This is a genomic window from Rubrimonas sp., from assembly GCF_036788415.1.
Taxonomy (GTDB): domain Bacteria; phylum Pseudomonadota; class Alphaproteobacteria; order Rhodobacterales; family Rhodobacteraceae; genus Rubrimonas.
In genome coordinates, this window is sequence record NZ_DAIQNN010000001.1 from 1 (window position 1) to 18,529 (window position 18,529).

Here is an 18,529-nt window from a genome sequence, read left to right on the forward strand (position 1 = left end):
CGCCGGGGGCCCGCGCCCGCGTCGCCCTCACAGGCCTGACGCTCGCCGAGCAGTTTCGCGACCAGTCCGGCACCGACGTGCTGTTCTTCGTGGACAACATCTTCCGCTTCACCCAGGCCGGCTCGGAAGTGTCGGCGCTGCTCGGCCGCATCCCCTCCGCCGTGGGCTATCAGCCGACGCTCGCCACCGACATGGGCCAGCTGCAGGAGCGCATCACCTCGACCAAATCGGGCTCGATCACCTCGGTGCAGGCGATCTACGTGCCCGCCGACGACCTCACCGACCCGGCGCCGGCGACCTCCTTCGCGCATCTCGACGCCACCACCGTGCTGTCGCGCGCGATCTCGGAGCTCGGCATCTACCCGGCCGTCGACCCGCTCGACTCCACCTCGCGCCTGCTCGACCCGCAGATCATCGGTCAGGAGCATTACGACGTCGCGCGCGCCGTGCAGGGCACGCTCCAGCGCTACAAGGCGCTGCAGGACATCATCGCGATCCTCGGCATGGACGAGCTGTCGGAAGAGGACAAGCTCACCGTGGCCCGCGCGCGCAAGATCCAGCGCTTCTTGTCGCAGCCCTTCGACGTGGCCGAAGTGTTCACCGGCTCGCCCGGCGTGCAGGTGCCGCTCGAGAAGACCATCGACAGCTTCAAGCGCGTCGTCGAGGGCGAGTTCGACCACCTGCCGGAGGCCGCCTTCTACATGGTCGGCGACATCGACAGCGTGATCGCCAAGGCCCAGAAGATGGCCGCCGCCGCGGCCTGATCCGCGACACCGCGAAGGAGAGGCCGATGGCCGACACGATCAGCTTCGATCTCGTCTCGCCCGAGCGCCTCGTCGCCTCGGTCGACGCCGACAGCGCGCGCATCCCCGGGGTGGAGGGCGAGTTCACCGCCCTTCCCCAGCACGCGCCCTTTCTCACCACGCTGCGCCCCGGCCTCGTGATCGTGCAGGAAGGCGGCAAGACGCATGAGTTCTTCGTGACCGGCGGCTTCGCTGAAGTCTCGCCGCACGCCGTCTCGGTGCTGGCAGAGGAGGCGATGGAGCGCAGCCGCGTCGACCGCGCCTTTCTCGACGCCAAGATCGAAGAGGCCGAGGCCGCTCTCGCCGCCGCCTCCTACGAGGGCAAGATCGCCGCTGCGCAGCGCGTGGCGGATTATCGCCAGTTGCTCGGACAGTTCTCGGGCTGAGGACGATCCGCCTGCGCCGTTCCTTGGGCGGCGCGGCGCTGCGGCTCACCTCAACAAATCGTCGAACTCCGCGAACACCTTGTCATAGGTCGTTCGCTTGAACGGCACGATGCAGCCGATCAACTCGCCCGGCGCCATCCAGGTCCAGCGGCTGAATTCCGGGTGCTCGGTCTCGATCCGGATGTCGGCGTCCTCGCCCAGAAAGCGCGCCGCGAACCATTTCTGCATCTGGCCGCGAAACCGCCCCTTCCAGAGTTTCGGGCCGAGATCGGTCGGAAAATCGTAGGGGATCCACTGCGCGCTCTCGCGCAGAACCTCCACCAGATGCGGCGCGACCCCGGTCTCCTCGCCCAACTCGCGCAGCGCCGCCGCGACCGGCGCCTCGCCCTTGTCGATGCCGCCCTGCGGCATCTGCCAGGCTGGGCCGGGGCTGTCGATGCGCTGGCCGGCGAAGACCCGCGCGCCCGGCCCGATCAGCACCACCCCGACGCTCGGGCGATAGGGGAGCGCCGCGATCTCCGCGGCGCCCGCTGCGCTCTCGGACATGGCCGACCCCTTACTGCGCCGCCGCCGCCCGGCTGTACACCGCGATCCCGGTCAGCATGTCGATGGCGTAGGCCAGCTGGAGGTCCTCGGCGCGCAGCTTGGCGGTCGCCTCGTGGCGGGCGCGTTCGGCCTCCCACTGCTCGCGCTCCTCGTCGGTGAGCACGTTCTCTAGGCTGCCGCGCAGCGCGGCTTCAGAACGCTGGAAGCGCGGATCGGCCTCCGGGGCTTCGGCGAGCTGGCGGTTTTCGACGAGAATGTCCGGCTCGATGCCGAGCGCCTGGATCGACCGGCCCGACGGCGTGTAGTAGCGCGCCGTGGTCAGCCGCATCGCGCCCTGGTCCGACAGCGGCATGATCGTCTGGACCGAGCCCTTGCCGAAGCTCTTGGCGCCGACGACGATCGCCCGGCGATGGTCCTGCAGCGCGCCCGCGACGATCTCCGACGCCGAGGCGGAGCCCTCGTTGATCAGCACCACCAGCGGCTTGCCGTTCGTCAGGTCGCCTTTCTCGGCGTTGTAGCGGTCGCTGTCGGACGGGTCGCGCCCGCGCGTCGAGACGATCTCGCCCTTGTCGAGGAACGCGTCGGACACCGCGATGGCCTGATTCAGCAGCCCGCCGGGATTGTTGCGCAGGTCGATGACGTAGCCGGTCACCTTGTCGGCGCCGCCGAGCTCTTTCTTGATCTCCTCGATCCCGCTCACGAGGTTGTCGAAGGTCTGCTCGTTGAAGGTGGTGATGCGGATGACGCCGACATCGCCCTCGACGCGCGCGCGCACCGCGCGGATCTTGATGACGTCGCGCGCCATGGTCAGATCGAGCGGACCCTCCTGGCCCTCGCGGGCGATGGTGACCTTGATCTCCTCTCCGACCGGCCCGCGCATGCGCTCGACGGCCTCGGACAAGGTCAACCCCATCACCGGCTCGTCGTCGATATGGGTGATCAGGTCGCCCGCCTTGACGCCGGCCTTCGCGGCGGGGGTGTCGTCGATGGGGGCGACGACCTTCACCAGCCCGTCCTCCATCGTCACCTCGATGCCGAGGCCGCCGAACTCGCCGCGGGTCTGCACGCGCATGTCGGCGAAGCCTTCGGGCGGAAGATAGGAGGAATGGGGGTCGAGCGAGGCGAGCATGCCGTTGATCGCGCTCTCGATCAGCTCGCCCTCGTCCACTTCCTCGACATAGGAGCTGCGGACGCGCTCGAAGATCGCGCCGAACAGGTCGAGATATTCGTAGGTCGACTTGTCCTTGACGGACTGCGCCCAGAGGGGCGTCGCCAGCTGGGTGGCGACGGCGGCTCCGAAGGCGGCGCCGCCGATCGCGGCCAGAGCAAGCTTGCGCATTATCCGCTCGTCCTTTCCTGTGCGAACGCGAACCACGGGGCCGGGTCGGTCGGCGCACCGCCGCGTCGCAACTCCATATAGAGGCTTTCGCGAGAAAGCGTCCCGTTTCCGCGGCTCGCGTCAATGAGAAATTCCGCGGAAGCCGGCGGTGGGCCGCCCATCGCGCCGATCGGCTCGCCCATCAGCACGACGTCTCCCACGGTCCGGTCGATGCGCGCAAGCCCGGCGAGCAGGATCAGCGCGCCCGCTTCGGGTTCGAGAATTGCGACTTGCGCGAACCGCCCGATGGGGCCGGCGTAGCGCAGCGTCGCCGTCGCCGGGGCGCGCACCAGCGCGTAGGGCGCGGTCTCCAGCGTCATCCCCTGCGCGCCGCTCGTCCCGTAGGGCGCGGCGATGCGGCCTGCGACGGGCGGCGGCATCAATCCGCGCAGCGCGTCGAAGGGGATGTCGGGCGCGGCGCCTTCGGGGCGCGGCGGCAGGGCGGTCACGCCGTCGGCGAGCGTGGCGGCGGCGCGCGACAGAAGGGCGCGGGCGGCGTCGAGCGCCTGCGCCGTCTCTGGGTCCGGGGGGGCGGCGCGGCGCGCGGCGGTCTGCGCGGCGATTTCGGCATGGGTGGCGCGCAGCGCGTCGATCGCCGCGCGCGCGAGATCGGCGGCGGCGCGGCGCTCCGCCTCGAGCATGTCCAACGTCGCCAGATCGGCCCCGAGGGTCTCGGCCCGCCGGCGCAGGGCGGGTGCGGCCGAGCGGGCGACCAGCGCGGCGCGGCGGGCGGCGAGCGGTCCGTCGGGGTGCAGGAACCAGCCCACGGGCGGCGCCGCGTCGATCCGGCGGATCGCGAGGGCGGCGGTCGCGGCGCGCTGCGAGAGGTCGGCGGCGCGCGGGGCGAGATCGGCGCGGCGCTGGGCGATCCGGCGCAACTCGGCGCGCAGGACGGCGAGCGCGTCCTCCTGCGCCGCCGCCGCCGCGCCGAGCGCGGCCAGCCGACCCTCCCCGTCGGCGGCGGCCAGCGCGGCCTCGGCCCGGCGCAACGCCGCAGCGGCGTCCGCGATCTCCTGCGCGGCGGCGGGCGCGGCGCAGAGCGTCAGCGCGACCAGCGCCGCCCGGATCACGCGCCCACCAGGACCCGACCGGTCATCTCGGGCGGGCGCCGCAGCCCCATCAGCGCGAGCGCGGTCGGGGCGACGTCGGCCAGCCGGCCGTCCGAAAGCGTGGCGCCCTCGGGCCCGCCGACGAGGATCAGCGGCACCGGATTGGTGGTGTGGGCGGTGTGCGGTCCGCCCGTCTCGGGGTCGACCATCATCTCGCAATTGCCGTGATCGGCGAAGACCAGCATCGCGCCGCCCGCCCGCTCGACCGCCGCCGCGACGTCGCCTAGCGCCGCGTCCACCGTCTCGACGGCGGCGATGGCGGCGGCCAGATCGCCGGTGTGGCCGACCATGTCGGGGTTGGCGAAGTTCGCCACGATCAGCGCGTTCTCGCCGCCGTCGATGGCGGCGACGAGATGGTCGCGCACTTCGGCCGCCGACATCTCGGGCTTCATGTCGTAGGTGCGCACTTTCGGGCTCGGCGCCATGTGGCGGGTCTCGCCGGGCCACGGGGTCTCGATCCCGCCGTTCAGGAAGAAGGTGACGTGGGGATATTTCTCGGTCTCGGCGACGTGGAACTGCGCCAGCCCCTGCGCCGACACCCACTCCGCCAGCGTGTTGGCGATGTCCTGCGGCGGAAACATCACCGACATGTGGCGGTCATGCGCGCCGGAATAGGAGGCGAAGCCGCACATCGCCGAAAGGCGCGGGCGCGCCGAGACGTCGAAACCGTCGAAATCGGGGTCGCCGAGGGCTGCGAGGATCTCGCGCGCCCGGTCGGCGCGGAAGTTGACGCAGAGCGCGCCGTCGCCGTCGCGCATCCCCGCATAGTCGCCGATCACGGTGGGCGCGACGAATTCGTCGGTCTCGCCGCGCGCATGGGCGGCGGCGACGGCGTCTTCGGCGGTCGCGGCGGTCTCGCCTCTGCCGCGGACCATGGCGTCGAAGGCGGCCTGCACCCGCTCCCACCGCTTGTCGCGGTCCATCGCGTAGAAGCGGCCCGAGACGGTGGCGAAGCGCGCCTCGGGCGCGACGCGGCGAAAGGCGGCGAGGTGCTCGGGCGCGCTGGAGGGCGCGACGTCGCGCCCGTCGGTGAAGGCGTGGAGCAGCACCGGGACGCCGAGCGCCGCCAGCGCCTGCGCCGCCGCCGCCATGTGGCGCTGATGGCTGTGCACGCCGCCGGGGCTGAGCAGCCCCAGCACATGCGCCGTCCCGCCCGCCGCCTTCACCTTGTCGGCGAAGGCGCGCAGGGCGTCGTTCTCCGCGAAGCTCCCGTCTTCGATGGCGCGGTCGATGCGGGGCAGGTCCATCCACACAACGCGGCCCGCGCCGATGTTCATGTGGCCGACTTCGGAATTGCCCATCTGCCCGTCCGGCAGGCCGACATCGCTCCCGCTGGTCCGCAGGGTCGCATGCGGGCGCGTCGCCATCAGCCGGTCGTAGACGGGCGTGCGGGCGAGCGCGACAGCGTTCGCATCGGTCTCGGCGCGCAGGCCCCAGCCGTCGAGGATGCACAGCACGGTGGGGCGAAAGGCGTGCGTCATGGCGGGCGGTCCTCGCTGCTGCGCTGCAACTGTCAAAGCATGGCGGGCGGCCGCGCGCAACCGCGGGGGCGGTTCCGCGGTCGGGCGATCCGCGCTAAACGGTCCGCCGGGCCGGCTGCGGGATTCGCCATGACTGACGACCGGATGCGGCTGAACCTCTCGGCGGCGGGCGCCTCGATCGCCGTCGCGCTCGCGCTGATCGCGATCAAGCTCTGGGCGCAGCTTGCCACCGGGTCGCTGTCCATCGCCGCGAGCCTTGTGGACAGCGCGCTCGACCTGACCATCGCGCTCGCCAACCTCGCCGCGATGCTCTACGCGGCGCGCCCCGCCGACGACGACCACCGCTTCGGCCACACCGCCGCCGAAGATGTGGCGGCGCTGGCGCAGGGCGCGCTCGTGGTCGCGGCGGGGATCGCGATCCTGTGGAGCGGGGCCGTGCGGCTGATCGATCCGCAGCCTTTGCAGGCCGAGCGGGAGGGCGTGATCGCGATGGTCGCGGCGCTGGCGCTGACCGGGGCGCTGGTGTGGTGGCAGCGGCGCGTGGCGCGGCGGACCGGCTCGCGCATCGTCGCCGCCGACAGCGCGCACTACCTGTCGGATTTCGCGCCGATGCTCGCGGCGTTGGTCGCGCTGGCGGCGTCGAAGTTTCTCGACGCCCCGCAGCTCGATTCGGTGCTGGCGATGGCGGCGGCGCTGTGGATCCTGCGCACCGGCTGGCGGGTCGCGCGCGGCGCGCTCCATGGGCTGATGGACCGCGAGGCCCCGCCCGAGACCGTCGCGCGCATCGCCGAACTGGCGGACGCCGCGCCCGGCGTGCTCGGCTGGCACGACCTCAAGACGCGGATGTCGGGGCCGAAGCTCTTCGTGCAACTCCATGTCGAGATCGACGGATCGCTGCGGCTGAAGGAGAGCCACGCCATCGGCGAGGCGCTGCGGCGGGAGATTCTGGCGATCGGCCACGATGTGGACGTGATCATTCACACTGACCCGGTGAAAATCCGCGACTGAAACGCCGGCGCGGGCGTTCTGCGGCGCCGGAGCGCGTTGCGCGCCCGCGCGCGGCGATCACAGAGTGGCGATGTGAAATCCTTGCGGAGCCGCGCCGATGTTCGCCACCCAGCCTCCGCCGCCGATCTGGGCGCGCACGCCGCCGAGCCTCGGGCCGGTCTGCCTCGGGCTGCTCGGCGCGGGTCTGGCCTGGCGCGCCGCCGGCCCGGCGCTCGGCGCGCCCGACGGCGTCGGCGCGCTCTGGATCGGCTTGGCGCTCGCGGCGCTGGCGCTTTGCCTCGGGCTGTACGGCGGGCGGGCGGCGCGGCCCGGCGCGCTGGTCTTCGATCTGAAGATGCCGCCCGGTCGGGGCGCGGTGCCGGCCTTCTCGATGGCGCTGATGCTGGCGGGCGCGGCGCTGATCCCGCTTTCGGCGATGGCGGCGACGGCGGTCTGGGCGATCGGCGTGCTCGCCCATGGCGCGCTCGCGGCGTTGCTGCTGCGGGAGCTGCTCGCCGCGCCGCCCGAGGGGCGGCCCGCCACCGCGACGCTGCTCGTGCCCTTCGCGGGCCAGCTCGTCGCGCCTCTGGCCGGCGTCCCGCTCGGATTTCCCGGCGTCTCGTGGGCGCTGTTCGCGCTCGGGATCGTCGTCTGGCTGGCCTTGACGCCCGCGATCCTGCGCCGGCTGGCGCGCGTCTCGGTCCCGCCGCCGATGCGCCCCGGCGCGTTCATCCTGCTCGCCCCGCCCGCCATCGCGCTGGTCGCCCTCGAGCGGCTCGACCCCGGCGGCCCGCTGCTCTGGCCGCTCTTCGCGGCGTCCTGCCTGACGCTCGCAGGGCTGCTCGCGCATGCGCGCTGGCTGACCGAAGGCGGATGGACGCCCGCCTGGGGCGCGTTCACCTTCCCGTCGGCGGCCTTCGCCGCCGCCTGCCTCGTCATGGCGGAGCGCCAGCTCGGCCCGACATGGGACTGGCTGGCCGCCGCGGCGCTGACGGCGGCGTCGCTGGTCGTCCTCTACGTGGCGCTGCGCACGGGCGAGGCCTGGGCGAAGGGCGAGCTCGCGGCGCGCTGAGCGGCGCCCCGGGGCTGGACAGCGCCGCCCGGCGCGATACCGTCGGACAACCTCTCACCCTCGCCGCAGGAGCCCGCCATGCCCGTCGTCAACCGCATCGCCGACATGCAGGACGAGGTCGCGCTCTGGCGGCGCGACCTGCACGCCCATCCCGAACTGATGTTCGACTTGCCGCGCACCTCGGCGCTGGTGGCGGCCCGCCTGCGGGAATTCGGCTGCGACGAGGTGGTCGAGGGGATCGGGATCTGCGGCGTCGTCGGGGTGATCCGGGGGCGCGAGACGGGGTCGGGGCGCGTGATCGGGATGCGCGCCGACATGGACGCGCTGCCCATCGAGGAGATCACCGGCCTGCCGCACGCCTCGAAGACCCCCGGCAAGATGCACGCCTGCGGCCATGACGGCCACACCGCGATGCTGCTCGGCGCCGCCAAATATCTCACCGAGACCCGCAATTTCGACGGTGTGGCGGTGGTGATCTTCCAGCCCGCCGAAGAAGGCGGCGGCGGCGGGCGCGAGATGGTGAACGACGGGATGATGGACCGCTTCGGCGTGCAGGAGGTCTACGGCATGCACAACATGCCCGGCCTTCCGGTCGGCCAGTTCGCGATCCGGCCCGGCCCGATCATGGCGGCGGCGGATCATTTCGACATCGAGGTCGAGGGCCATGGCGGCCACGCCGCGCGCCCGCACGCCTGCATCGACACCACGCTCGTCGCCGCCCAGATCATCGTCGCGGCGCAGAGCCTCGTCGCGCGCACGGTCGACCCGGTGGAATCGGCGGTGGTCTCGATCACGTCGATGCACACGGGCGGCGACGCCTACAACGTGATCCCGCAGACCGTTGCGCTGCGCGGCACTGTGCGCACGCTGTCGCCCGCCGTGCAGGACCATGTCGAGGCGAAGCTGCATGCGCTGGTCGAGCACACGGCGCGCGCTTTCGGCGCCCGGGCCACGCTGAGCTATCACCGCAACTATCCCGTCACGATCAACGCCGCCGCGCAGACCGGCTTCGCCGGCGACGTGGCGGCGCAGGTGGCGGGAGAGGCCGGGGTCCGGCGGGACGCGCCGCCGCTGCTGGGGGCGGAGGATTTCTCCTTCATGCTGAACGCGCGGCCCGGCGCGTTCATCTTCACGGGCAATGGCGACACGGCGGGCGTGCATCACCCCGCCTACGACTTCAACGACGCGGCGATTCCGGTCGGCATGTCCTACTGGGCGCGGCTCGTCGAGACGGCGATGCCGGCGGCGAACGGGGCGAAGGCCTGAATTTGTCCACTTGTCTGGACAGCCGCGTCGAATTGGTCGGTTTTGCGGCGAAATCAGGGCGCGACGGCGCGGTTTGGGCTTGATCGTCGCGCCATCCTTGTCTCCATTGCAGCGACGGCAGCGCGCAGGGGCGCTCCTCTCACGTCGAAAGGCATATCTCGCATGAAGAAATCGGAATTGATCGACGCGCTCGAAAGCGCGACAGGGCAGACCAAGGCAGCCTGCGCGGCGGTCATCGACGCGCTTCCCGCCGTCGTGCTGGCTGGTTTGAAGTCGCACGGCGCCGTGACGCTGCCGGGCCTGCTGAAAGTCGAGGCCAAGCGCCGCGAGGCCCGCACCATGCGCAACCCCGCCACCGGGGCCGCGATCGAGAAGCCGGCGGCGATGGTCGCCAATCTCAAGGCCGCCAAGCCCCTCAAGGACGGCGTCGCCGAGATGCCCGCCTGACGACGTCGCGGCGGGGCCGGGCGGCGCGTCAGCGCGCCGCCGCCCCCGCCGACGCCTGCGCCGCCGCCGCCACGGCGCCCCCGAACTCCGCGATCAGCTGGTCGGCGTCCTCAATGCCCACCGAAACCCGGATGAAGCCCTCGTCGATCCCGAGCCGCGCCCGGTCCGTCTCGCTCAGCGCGCGGTGCGAGGAGCTTGCCGGGTGCGACAGGGTGGTCGCCACGTCGCCCAGCGTCGGCGCGAAGGGCAGGTCGGAGGCCGCGCGCAGGAAAGCGTTGGCCTGCGTCCGCCCGCCCTTGAGCCGGAAGCTCACCATGTTGCCGAAGCGGCCCTGCAACAGATCGCCCGCGCGATTGCAGTCGGGATGGTCCGGGCGGCCCGGATAGAGCACCTGCGCCACCCCTTTCATCCCCGCCAGCGCGTCGGCCAGCCGCGCAGCGTTGGCCGAGGCGCGCTCGAAGCGCAGGTCGAAGCTGTGCAGGCCGCGCTCGGCGAGCCAGCAGTCGAAGGGCGAGGGCGTCAGCCCCCAGCTCATCACCGCGTCGCGCATCGCCGCGTTGCGCTCCGGCGTCGTCGCCGCCGCCCAGCCGAGCGTCGCGTCGGAGTGGCCCGCCAGCAGTTTGGTCACCGAATGGATCACGATGTCGGCCCCGTGATCGAAGGGGCGGTAGGCGCGCGGGGTGGTGAAGGTGTTGTCCACCGCCAGCAGCGCGCCATGCGCCTGCGCGAGCGCCGCGATCCCCTCCATGTCGGCGACCCGCAGCGTGGGGTTGGAGACGACCTCCACGAGGATCAGCCTCGTCTCGGGGCGGATCGCCTGCGCGAAGGCGCGCGCGTCGGTCGGGTCGGCGAAAGTCGCCGAGACGCCGAAGCGCGGCAGATCGTGGCGCAGCAGCTTCAGCGACTTGCCGTAGAGCTGGTCGCCCGCGACCACATGGTCGCCCGCCTTCAGCAGCCCCAGGAACATCGCCGTCAGCGCGCCCATCCCCGAGCCCGCGACGACGCCGCGCCCCATCGCCGGCGTCACGCCTTCGAGCCAGTCGATCTTGGCGCCGAGCGCGTCGGCGTTGGGATGGGCCTCGCGGGCGTAGGTGTAGCCGTGCGCGCGCCCGAGATAGAGGTCGTCGAGCGCGTCGGCGTCGGCGCTGCGCCAGGCGACGGCGGGCTGGATCGGCGTGACGAGCGGCGTCGAGGCCGAGGGCGTCGCCGCCATGCGGCGCACGATCGAGCGGCGGGCGTCGGCGCCCTTCGCGTTGGCGTCGGGTCGGTCGGACATCGTGGCCTCCTGCGCCGCGAGAGAATGCGCCGCCATATCGCGCCGCGCCGGGGCGGCGGCAAGCCCCTCACTCCCCGCGTGACAACCGGCCCGCCCCTCGTCTAGCCTCAATCTCGGGAGGCGGCGCGCGATGGCGGACGAGGCGGCGCAGCGGCGGGGAGGGTGGCTTGGCGACGCGTCTTCCGGCGCGGCGCTCGGCGCGCTGGTCGGCCTGCTGCTCGGGTTGTCGGTGTCGGAAGCCGTGGGCGGCGCCGTGGCCGCGCTCACCGCGCTGCTCGGGGCGTTCTTCGGCGTCGCCGAAGGCAAGCTCGGCGCTCTGGGGGCCGCGGCGCGCCCGGCGCGCCCGGCGCGGCTGATCGGCTTCTGCCTGCTCTGCGCCGGGGGCGTGCTGGGGGGCGTGCATCTTCGCGCGACCGAGGCGCTCGGACCCGATCCGCGCGACCAGCTCGCGCTCTGGACCGCGCTCGGCGCGCCGGAGGCGGAGGCGCGCGCGCTGGTGGTCTATCAGCGCCTCGGCCTCGCGCCGCAAGGCTATGCGGCGACCGAGGCCGCAGCGCCGATGGCCGCCGCGCGCGCCTCGGCGCTGTTCTCGGGCGAGGCGGGCGCCGCCTGCGGTCGGCTCGACGCCCCGATCTACGCCGACGCCGGGGCTCTGGAGGCGGCGATGCGCGACGAGCGCGGCGTCTGGGCCGAGTTCGCCGCCGCCCTGCCGCAAGGGCTGACGCCCGCGCAACGCTTCGACGTGCTGCGCGCGGCGGTCGCGCTGGCCTGCCGATGATCGGCGCTTCGGTCTTGCGCGCCGCCTGCATCGCGCTGGCGCTCCTCGTCGCGGTCGCGCCGCCGCCAGTCCGCGCCGAGCCGCTGCCGGCGGAGCTGCGCGAGCGCCTCGCCCTGTCCGTGGCCCAGATCCGCGCCCGCGACTGCCCCGACGGCGACCGGTCGGGCACCGGGTTCGTCTATGGCGCGCCGGGCCGGATCGTCACGGCGCTGCATGTCGTGGCGGGGTGCCGCACGCTGTCGGCCTTTTTCGAGAAGCACGGCGGCAGGATCGCGGCGGCGCAGGTCGCGCGGGTGCTGACCGGCCCCGACCTCGCGCTGCTCGACGCGCCGGAAGCGCCCGGCGCGCCGCTTCCGCGGGCCGCGACGCCGCCCGAGGTGAACGCGCCGCTGGAGGCGCTGGGCTATTATCTCGGCGTGCCCTCGATGGACAACAAGCCGCTGCGCGTGACCTTCGGCGCGACGCGGCTGGCGCAGATGCTTCCCGACGGGCTGCGCGAGGAGCTGCGGCGCAGCGGCGCCGTCGACCTCGATCTCGACGTGGTGCGGATGGACGGGCACTTGCTGCCCGGCCTTTCCGGCGCGCCGATCCTGACGCTCGCGGGCGAGGTGGCGGCGGTGGGCTCCGGCGGGCTGCAGAGCGGGGCGGCCTCGGTCAGCTTCGGCGTGCCGGCGATCCATCTCGACGCTCTCATGGCCTCGACCGAGCCGCTGAGCGCCGCCGACCGGGCGGTCCCCGGCCTGTTCGCCGCGCCGCTCGCGCCGGAGGGCGCGCAGCCGGGCGCGGCGCAGGCGTTGCGCTGCGGCGGGCTCGATTTCGCGCAAGTGGGCGTGCGCAACTTCTTCGATCTGGCGGAGTCCACCGACGATCCGGCGAGCTTCGCCTACTTTCTTGGCGAGACGGGCCTCGACGCGGCGACGCTTGCGGGCTTTCGCTACGTGATCTGGGCGCCGACCGAAGGCGGCGCGGCCCTCGCGACGCCGGACTGGATGCCGCTGCGCCAAGGCCCGACGGGCGATCACTGCGTCGCCGAGGCCCCGGGCGGCGGGCTGCGGATCGAACTCGGCGGGGCGCGCGTCGGCGATTTCGAGCAGGCGCAGGCGGCGTCCGTCGCCTTCGAGACCGCCGTGGTCCAGCGCAGCGGGCGCGGCTATTGGGAACTGGCCCCGCTCTTCTCCTATCTCGCGCCGCTGGAGCGCGGCGACGGGCTGGTCGCCAACCGCAAGACCGCCATCGGCGTCGACGCCGCTGGCGGGACGGCGCTCGCCTTCGAGACGCTGATGACGCGCGGCCCTGTCTTCACCGGAGCCGCCGCCATCGCCGACCGCTTCGACGTCTTCGCACTGAGCTATTGCGAGGAAGCGCCCGCGGACCCGCAATGCGCGCCGGTCGCCGCGCATCTGCCCGAGATTTATCAGGCCTTTCTGGGCGTCTTCCTCTCGACCTTCCCGATCTACTAGCGCCCGTCCATCGGAGCGCCAGTCGACCCGAGGAGATCGGTTAGCGAAAATTTTCCCTTTGGAAACGAAGGCCCCTGGCTGGGACCGGCTTCTTTCGGGTCGCTCTGCGCTCTAGCGACCGAGCGTCTTGGCGACTTCGGCGGCGAAGTCCTCGTCTTCCTTCTCGACGCCCTCGCCGACTTCCAGACGGGCGAAGCCGGTCACGGCGATCGGCGCGCCGACATCGGACTCGGCGTCCTTGACCGCCTTCTCGACCGACAGGTCGGGATTGACGACGAAGGCCTGCTTCAGAAGGCAGACCTCCTGGAAGAACTTGTTGAGCCGACCGACGATCATCTTCTCGATCACCGCGTCCGGCTTGCCCGACTCGCGCGCCTGCTCGGTCAGCACCTGCTTCTCGCGCTCGACCAGCGCAGGGTCGAGATCGGCCTCCGACAGCGAGGCCGGGTTGGTCGCGGCGACATGCATCGCGATCTGGCGGCCCAGAGCGGCCAGCTTCTCGGCGTCGCCGGTCGATTTCAGCCCGACCAGCACGCCGATCTTGCCCATGCCGGGCGCGACCGCGTTATGGACATAGGCGGCGACCACGTCGGCCTCGAGGCGCGCGGAGCGGCGCACGGTCATGTTCTCGCCGATGGTGGCGACCTTGTCGGTGACGATCTCGGCCACCGTCTTGCCGCCCATCGGCGCGGCCTTGACCGCCTCGACGTCGCCGGCGACGCCGAGGGCCGCGCGCGCGATCTCGGCGACCATGCTCTGGAATTCGGCGTTGCGGGCGACGAAGTCGGTCTCGGAGTTGACTTCGACGGCGACGCCGACGCCGCCCTCGACCGCGACGCCGACAAGGCCCTCGGCGGCGACGCGGCCCGACTTCTTGGCCGCCTTGGCGAGGCCCTTGGCGCGCAGCCAGTCGACCGCCGCCTGCATGTCGCCCTCGGTTTCGGTCAGCGCCTTCTTGGCGTCCATCATGCCCGCGCCCGTCTGGTCGCGCAGCTCCTTCACCATGCCCGCAGTGATCGCCATGTCCCGCATCTCCTGATCGCGCCCGCCAGCGGACGCGCGCCGCCTCGCTGCGGCGCTCTCTACAAATCGCGGGCCGCGGCCTCAAGGGCCGCGACCGTCATGATATCGTCGTCTCGGGCGCAGTTCAGCCGGCGGCCGTCTCGGCCTCGGCGGTTTCCGCAGGCGCCTCGTCGAAGGCGACCTGCTCGACCGGCTCATCCAGCTCGCCGAGATCGATGCTCGCGCCCATGTTCGCGGCCATCCCGTCGAGCGCCGCGCGCGCGACGAGGTCGCAGTAGAGCCCGATGGCGCGCACCGCGTCGTCATTGCCGGGGATCGGATAGTCGACGCCGTCGGGGTCCGAGTTGCTGTCGAGCACCGCGACGACCGGGATGCCAAGTTTGCGGGCCTCGAGGATCGCGAGATCCTCCTTGTTGGTGTCGATCACGAACAGCATGTCGGGCAGACCGCCCATCTCGCGGATGCCGCCGAGCGAGGCCTGAAGCTTGGCGCGCTCGCGCTCGAGATTCAGCCGCTCCTTCTTGGTGAAGCCCGAGATCTCGGCGTCGAGCTGCTCGTCGAGCTTCTTGAGCCGCGAGATCGAGCCCGAGACGGTCTTCCAGTTGGTCAGCGTGCCGCCGAGCCAGCGATGGTTCATGTAGTACTGCGCGCACTGCTCGGCCGCCTCGGCCAGCGGCTGCGCCGCCTGGCGCTTGGTGCCGACGAACAGGATGCGCCCGCCGCGCGCGACGGTGTCGCGGATCGCTTGCAGCGCCGCGTCGAGCAGCGGCACGGTCTGCGTCAGGTCGAGGATGTGGATGCCGTTGCGGTCGCCGTAAATGTAGGGCCCCATGCGGGGGTTCCAGCGATGCGTCTGGTGGCCGAAATGCACGCCGGCTTCGAGAAGCTGGCGCATGGAGAACTCTGGCAGAGCCATGCGGTCGGTGTCCTTTCCGGTTTCGCCGCCGCGGGGGATCAGAGGCTCTCGCCCCAACCGGTGGACCGCGCCGGGATGTCTCCCCGACCGGCCCGCCCCCGCGTGTGGATTTCACGATGTGCCGGGGGTTAGCGGAAAGGGGCGTGCAAGGCAAGGGGGCGTGCGGCTAGCGATCTGGACACGGTAAACGCGTCGTGAACGCAATGGACGCGCGGGGATTTGGATGCATGATTCTTGAACTTATTTGACGAACGGCGACAACAGCGCGGCGTGGACGCTGATCCTCGCCGTGGCCGTCGCGCTCGCGGGCTTCGTCTGGTGGCTGGTCATGCGCCGGGGCGCGGAGGTGTCTGCGGCGACGCAAACGGCGCGCGCATCGCGATCCGCAGCGGCGGGCGTGCGGCCAAAGGCGATACTCGTCCTCGCGCGGCGGATCAGCGCGGACGTCGAGGACGTCGATCAGGCGCTGCGCGAATTGGAGCGGGGTGTCGGGCTCGCCGAGCGGGTGATCGCCGAGGGCGCGCGGCGCTCCAATCTGGGCGCGTTCGTCGACGACGTGCTGCGGCGGCTGGCGGCGTTCACCGCGCAGGGCCGTTACGACGAGAGCGCGGCGGCGGAGGAGGCCTTCGCCGAATGGGAGTGGGCGGAGGCGGAGCGGCGGGCGGCCGCGGAAGCGGAGGGGCTGCGGTTGTTGCAGGCCGGGCTCGACATGGACCTGCTGCGCGGCGACGCGGCGGCGGCGGCGCGCAAGGTCGCGCGGCGCAGCGAGATCGAGACGCCGGACCCGACGGCGCAGTTCAGCACGCTCCTCACCACGCAGGACGACTTGCGTTTGCGCGGCGAGGACAACGGGGTCAACCTCGAACTTGAGGTCGCGATCGAGATGGCGAAGCGGTGTCTAGGCCGCGCCCTTCGCGCGGACCATCTCGGCGCGGCGCAGAACAACCTCGGAATAGCGCTCTTGATCCTCGGCCAGCACGAGAGCGGTACCGCGCGGCTCGAACAAGCCTTTGACGCAATTCGCGCCGCGCTTGGGGAATTCACACGCGACTTCGTTCGCCTCGACTGGGCCATGTCGACCGGCAGTCAGGGAGTCGCGCCGCTGCTGCTCGCGGAGCGCGCGAACGACCCCGCGATGGCGGCGCGGGCCGTGGCGCATCTCACGGAAGCGCGCGACGCGTTGCGAGAAGGCGGGCGCGGTCCGCGCGCCGCCTACTGCGAAAGCCAGCTTCCCGCCGCCCTCGCCCTCCGCGACCGCCTCGCCGGGCGCTGACCGCCCCCTGCATCGTCAGGGATTTTAACCGAATTGCGATAGACGGGGCGCCATGCGGCTCGGCGCGATCCCCAAGGCCCTCGGGCTCTTCTGCGACATCCTCGGCGGCGTCGGCGCGGCGGCGGCGGGCGGCGGGGCGCTGCCCGTGCTGCGGGGCGCGCTCAAGGCCTTCATCGGCGCGCAGGGGCTGGCAGAGACGCTGCGACGGCGCGGCGCGTCGGACGCGGCGGAGGCGCTCGACCGCTTCGCCGCGCGCGCGCGGGCCGACTGGCGCGGCTGGACGCAGATCGAGCGCATGGAGGCGGGCGCGGCGGAGGCCGCCATCGCCGATTTCGACGCCTATGTCGCGCAGGTCGGGGAGGCCCTCGCGCCCGCGCCCGAGCGGATCGCGGCGCTGCGGGCGGACCTGGCCGACGGGCGCGACGCGCAGGCGCTGGCGCGCGCGCTCGCGGGCCGGCTCGCTGCGGAAATGCTCGCCGAGGCGGCCCTTCAGGCGCCCGACTTCTACGCCGACTTGCCGGAGCGCGCGCCGAGCCGACGGTTCCTCGTGGGGCTCGCGCGGGGGGCGCTCGCGGCGCTGTTCGCCGATCCCGCCTTCGCCGCCGCGCTCCAGCCGGCGATGCTCGATCTGATCGCGCATCGCATGGGGGCGCTCGGCGCAGGGCAGGACGATGCCCGCGCCGAGATCGCGCGCGAGGGGGCGCGCACCCGCGACGCGGTGGCGGCGCTGGGCGACGATCTGCGCGACGCGCTGCGCCGGCTCGCGCCGAGCGGGCTCTCGCTGCCCCAGGCCGAGGCGATCCTGCGCCGCTTCGGCGAGACCGGCGCCGCCGTCGACCCCGAGCGCATCGTCGAGGTCCTGCGCGGCAAGGCAGCGGAGATGCGGGCGCTGCAGGCGCGTCTGCGCGATCTGTCCGGCGACGCGCCGCGGGTCTCGGCGTTGCGGGAGGCGGCGGCCGAGCTCATCGAGGCGGGCGATTTCGACGCGGCGCGCGCGCGGCTTTCGGAGGCGCGCCGGCTCGACCGCGAGATCGCCCTCAGCCTGTCCGAGCGGCTGGGTCGGGCGCGCGACAGCGAGGCGGCGACGCTCGCGCGGCTCGCGGAGCTCGCGCGGCTCCAGCTCGCCTATGCCGAAGAGGCGGCGTGCTGGCTCGAGGCCTTCGACCTCGCCGCGCCGGGGGACGCGGACGCGCGGTTCGAACTCGCCCGGCGCGCCGTCCGGGCGCTCACCGATATGGGGCGCGAATTCGGCGACAACGCCTCGCTCAACCGCGCCATCGTGATCTGCCGAGAAACGGCGGCCCCGTTGGTCCCGCGGGCCCGCGACGCCCGGCGTTGGGCGAGCGCTCAAGCCGATCTGGGGGCGGCGCTGGCGGTGCTCGGAGAGCGCGAGCACGGGGTCGAGACGCTGGCCGCGGCGCTGCGCGCCTATCGCGCAGCGCTCACCGTGCGCACGCGCGAGGCGGCGCCGGCGGAATGGGCGGACACGCTGACCAATATCGGGCGGGTGCTGCATCTGATCGGGGCGCGCGAGGCGGGGGCGGGGCGGCTCGGCGAGGCGATCGCCGCCTTCGAGGCGGTGCTGGAGGCGCGCCCGCGCGCGGCCGACCCGTTGGGCTGGGCGCGGGTGCGCAACCATCTGGGCAACGCGCTGAAGCTGCGCGGCCAGCGCTGGCGGGACGCAGCGCTGCTGCGCCGCGCCGTCGAGTGCTACCGGGCCGCCCTGCGCGTGTTCCGCCGTCGCGAGCACCCGGCGGAATGGGCGATGGCGATGGGCAATCTCGCCGCCGCGCTGCGCACGCTGGGCGCCTGGGAGCGCGAGCCCGCCCTGCTGCGCGCCGCCGTGCGCGCGAGCCGAGCGGCGCTGGCGCTGCGCCGGCGCGATCGCGCGCCGCTCGACTGGGCGATGACGCAGAGCGCGCTCGCCAACGCGTTGCAGACGCTCGGCCAGATCACCGGCGATGCGGCGGCGACGCGCGCGGCGGCGGGCGCCTACGCCGCGGCGCTGGAAGTGCGGCGGCGCGACGTCGCGCCGATCGACTGGGCGATGTCGCGCGGCAATCTCGGCGTGGCGCGGCTGGCCTTGGCGGAGCGGGCGCTCGACGCCGAGGGCGCAGCGCCGGCGCCCCTGCGCCGCGACGGTTCGGCGCGGCGGTTCGGCGCGCGGTTCTGCCTGCGTCTCGCGCGGCGCGACCTGTCGGTCGCCGCGCAGGCGATGCGCGCCGCCGAGCATGCGCCCTACGCCGCCTATTACGCCGAGCGGGTCGAGGAGGCGCAGGCCCTCGCCGCAGCGCCCTGACGCGACGGCGCGCGCGCCCCGTAGCACGC

At 73.0% G+C, this 18,529-nt stretch carries 17 protein-coding genes; 10 read left to right on the forward strand and 7 right to left on the reverse strand.

The genetic code is table 11. The features are described from left to right. On the forward strand, positions 1 to 764 hold a 764-nt coding region (gene atpD, locus V7Q31_RS00005; protein WP_333831601.1), incomplete at its 5' end, for a F0F1 ATP synthase subunit beta. A gap of 26 nt (positions 765 to 790) precedes the next feature. Next, on the forward strand, positions 791 to 1,189 hold the full coding sequence (gene atpC / locus V7Q31_RS00010; protein WP_333831602.1) for an ATP synthase F1 subunit epsilon: 399 nt from the start codon (positions 791 to 793) through the stop codon (positions 1,187 to 1,189). A gap of 45 nt (positions 1,190 to 1,234) precedes the next feature. On the opposite strand, the gene V7Q31_RS00015 is transcribed toward atpC, so the two are convergent. Genes V7Q31_RS00015 through gpmI form a run of 4 tightly spaced genes read right to left on the reverse strand, consistent with a single transcriptional unit; the run spans position 1,235 to position 5,703 of the window. Then, entirely contained in the window at positions 1,235 to 1,735 is a 501-nt protein-coding gene (locus V7Q31_RS00015) for an RNA pyrophosphohydrolase (protein ID WP_333831603.1), read from the reverse strand. A gap of 10 nt (positions 1,736 to 1,745) precedes the next feature. Then, the gene (locus V7Q31_RS00020; protein ID WP_333831604.1) at positions 1,746 to 3,074 is read right to left on the reverse strand and encodes a S41 family peptidase; all 1,329 of its coding nucleotides are present in this window, start codon (positions 3,072 to 3,074) and stop codon (positions 1,746 to 1,748) included. Then, positions 3,074 to 4,183: a murein hydrolase activator EnvC family protein gene (locus V7Q31_RS00025; RefSeq protein ID WP_333831605.1), complete on the reverse strand. Its 1,110-nt coding sequence runs from the start codon at positions 4,181 to 4,183 to the stop codon at positions 3,074 to 3,076. Before V7Q31_RS00025 ends, V7Q31_RS00020 begins: the two co-directional genes overlap by 1 nt. After that, positions 4,180 to 5,703, reverse strand: coding sequence for a 2,3-bisphosphoglycerate-independent phosphoglycerate mutase (gene gpmI, locus V7Q31_RS00030; protein WP_333831606.1), 1,524 nt, complete (start codon positions 5,701 to 5,703; stop codon positions 4,180 to 4,182). The genes V7Q31_RS00025 and gpmI overlap by 4 nt, the downstream gene beginning before the upstream one ends. A 129-nt stretch (positions 5,704 to 5,832) precedes the next feature. Here gpmI and V7Q31_RS00035 point away from each other — a divergent pair, with 129 nt between their 5' ends. From V7Q31_RS00035 to V7Q31_RS00050, 4 genes are all read left to right on the forward strand, one after another. Then, a complete protein-coding gene (locus tag V7Q31_RS00035) occupies positions 5,833 to 6,711 on the forward strand; it encodes a cation diffusion facilitator family transporter (protein WP_333831607.1) in 879 nt (292 codons plus the stop codon). A gap of 97 nt (positions 6,712 to 6,808) precedes the next feature. Next, on the forward strand, positions 6,809 to 7,762 hold the full coding sequence (locus tag V7Q31_RS00040) for a hypothetical protein (RefSeq protein ID WP_333831608.1): 954 nt from the start codon (positions 6,809 to 6,811) through the stop codon (positions 7,760 to 7,762). Positions 7,763 to 7,840: 78 nt separating this feature from the next. Then, positions 7,841 to 9,028, forward strand: coding sequence for a M20 aminoacylase family protein (locus V7Q31_RS00045; RefSeq protein WP_333831609.1), 1,188 nt, complete (start codon positions 7,841 to 7,843; stop codon positions 9,026 to 9,028). A gap of 162 nt (positions 9,029 to 9,190) precedes the next feature. Further along, the gene (locus V7Q31_RS00050; RefSeq protein ID WP_333831610.1) at positions 9,191 to 9,475 is read left to right on the forward strand and encodes an HU family DNA-binding protein; all 285 of its coding nucleotides are present in this window, start codon (positions 9,191 to 9,193) and stop codon (positions 9,473 to 9,475) included. A gap of 28 nt (positions 9,476 to 9,503) precedes the next feature. On the opposite strand, the gene V7Q31_RS00055 is transcribed toward V7Q31_RS00050, so the two are convergent. Continuing rightward, entirely contained in the window at positions 9,504 to 10,751 is a 1,248-nt protein-coding gene (locus V7Q31_RS00055; protein ID WP_333831611.1) for a trans-sulfuration enzyme family protein, read from the reverse strand. 130 nt (positions 10,752 to 10,881) lie between these two features. Here V7Q31_RS00055 and V7Q31_RS00060 point away from each other — a divergent pair, with 130 nt between their 5' ends. Both V7Q31_RS00060 and V7Q31_RS00065 read left to right on the forward strand, forming a co-directional pair. Further along, positions 10,882 to 11,529: a hypothetical protein gene (locus V7Q31_RS00060; protein ID WP_333831612.1), complete on the forward strand. Its 648-nt coding sequence runs from the start codon at positions 10,882 to 10,884 to the stop codon at positions 11,527 to 11,529. Next, positions 11,526 to 12,989 (forward strand): S1 family peptidase, encoded by a 1,464-nt coding sequence (locus tag V7Q31_RS00065; RefSeq protein WP_333831613.1) that lies wholly within the window; start codon positions 11,526 to 11,528, stop codon positions 12,987 to 12,989. Before V7Q31_RS00060 ends, V7Q31_RS00065 begins: the two co-directional genes overlap by 4 nt. A gap of 111 nt (positions 12,990 to 13,100) precedes the next feature. Here the strand turns inward: V7Q31_RS00065 and tsf are convergent, their stop codons facing one another. Both tsf and rpsB read right to left on the reverse strand, forming a co-directional pair. Continuing rightward, positions 13,101 to 14,012 (reverse strand): translation elongation factor Ts, encoded by a 912-nt coding sequence (tsf, locus tag V7Q31_RS00070; RefSeq protein WP_333831614.1) that lies wholly within the window; start codon positions 14,010 to 14,012, stop codon positions 13,101 to 13,103. A 124-nt stretch (positions 14,013 to 14,136) separates the two neighbouring features. Then, positions 14,137 to 14,928, reverse strand: a complete 792-nt coding sequence (gene rpsB / locus V7Q31_RS00075; RefSeq protein ID WP_333831615.1) for a 30S ribosomal protein S2 — start codon at positions 14,926 to 14,928, stop codon at positions 14,137 to 14,139. Between the two features lie 244 nt (positions 14,929 to 15,172). Between rpsB and V7Q31_RS00080 the strand changes: the two genes are divergently transcribed. Continuing rightward, positions 15,173 to 16,201 carry a hypothetical protein gene (locus V7Q31_RS00080; protein WP_333831616.1) on the forward strand — a complete coding sequence of 343 codons (1,029 nt, stop codon included), beginning with the start codon at positions 15,173 to 15,175 and terminating at the stop codon, positions 16,199 to 16,201. Between the two features lie 52 nt (positions 16,202 to 16,253). Continuing rightward, positions 16,254 to 18,500 carry a hypothetical protein gene (locus V7Q31_RS00085; RefSeq protein ID WP_333831617.1) on the forward strand — a complete coding sequence of 749 codons (2,247 nt, stop codon included), beginning with the start codon at positions 16,254 to 16,256 and terminating at the stop codon, positions 18,498 to 18,500. The last annotated feature ends 29 nt before the right edge of the window (positions 18,501 to 18,529 follow it).

Bases quoted from the DNA above. Each gene is read 5' to 3' on its own strand.
- V7Q31_RS00050 (WP_333831610.1), top strand. From the start codon at position 9,191: ATGAAGAAATCGGAATTGATCGACGCGCTCGAAAGCGCGACAGGGCAG.
- gpmI (WP_333831606.1), bottom strand. From the start codon at position 5,703: ATGACGCACGCCTTTCGCCCCACCGTGCTGTGCATCCTCGACGGCTGG.
- V7Q31_RS00055 (WP_333831611.1), bottom strand. From the start codon at position 10,751: ATGTCCGACCGACCCGACGCCAACGCGAAGGGCGCCGACGCCCGCCGC.
- V7Q31_RS00040 (WP_333831608.1), top strand. From the start codon at position 6,809: ATGTTCGCCACCCAGCCTCCGCCGCCGATCTGGGCGCGCACGCCGCCG.
- rpsB (WP_333831615.1), bottom strand. From the start codon at position 14,928: ATGGCTCTGCCAGAGTTCTCCATGCGCCAGCTTCTCGAAGCCGGCGTG.
- V7Q31_RS00035 (WP_333831607.1), top strand. From the start codon at position 5,833: ATGACTGACGACCGGATGCGGCTGAACCTCTCGGCGGCGGGCGCCTCG.
- V7Q31_RS00015 (WP_333831603.1), bottom strand. From the start codon at position 1,735: ATGTCCGAGAGCGCAGCGGGCGCCGCGGAGATCGCGGCGCTCCCCTAT.
- atpC (WP_333831602.1), top strand. From the start codon at position 791: ATGGCCGACACGATCAGCTTCGATCTCGTCTCGCCCGAGCGCCTCGTC.
- V7Q31_RS00020 (WP_333831604.1), bottom strand. From the start codon at position 3,074: ATGCGCAAGCTTGCTCTGGCCGCGATCGGCGGCGCCGCCTTCGGAGCC.
- V7Q31_RS00065 (WP_333831613.1), top strand. From the start codon at position 11,526: ATGATCGGCGCTTCGGTCTTGCGCGCCGCCTGCATCGCGCTGGCGCTC.
- V7Q31_RS00060 (WP_333831612.1), top strand. From the start codon at position 10,882: ATGGCGGACGAGGCGGCGCAGCGGCGGGGAGGGTGGCTTGGCGACGCG.
- tsf (WP_333831614.1), bottom strand. From the start codon at position 14,012: ATGGCGATCACTGCGGGCATGGTGAAGGAGCTGCGCGACCAGACGGGC.
- V7Q31_RS00085 (WP_333831617.1), top strand. From the start codon at position 16,254: ATGCGGCTCGGCGCGATCCCCAAGGCCCTCGGGCTCTTCTGCGACATC.
- V7Q31_RS00045 (WP_333831609.1), top strand. From the start codon at position 7,841: ATGCCCGTCGTCAACCGCATCGCCGACATGCAGGACGAGGTCGCGCTC.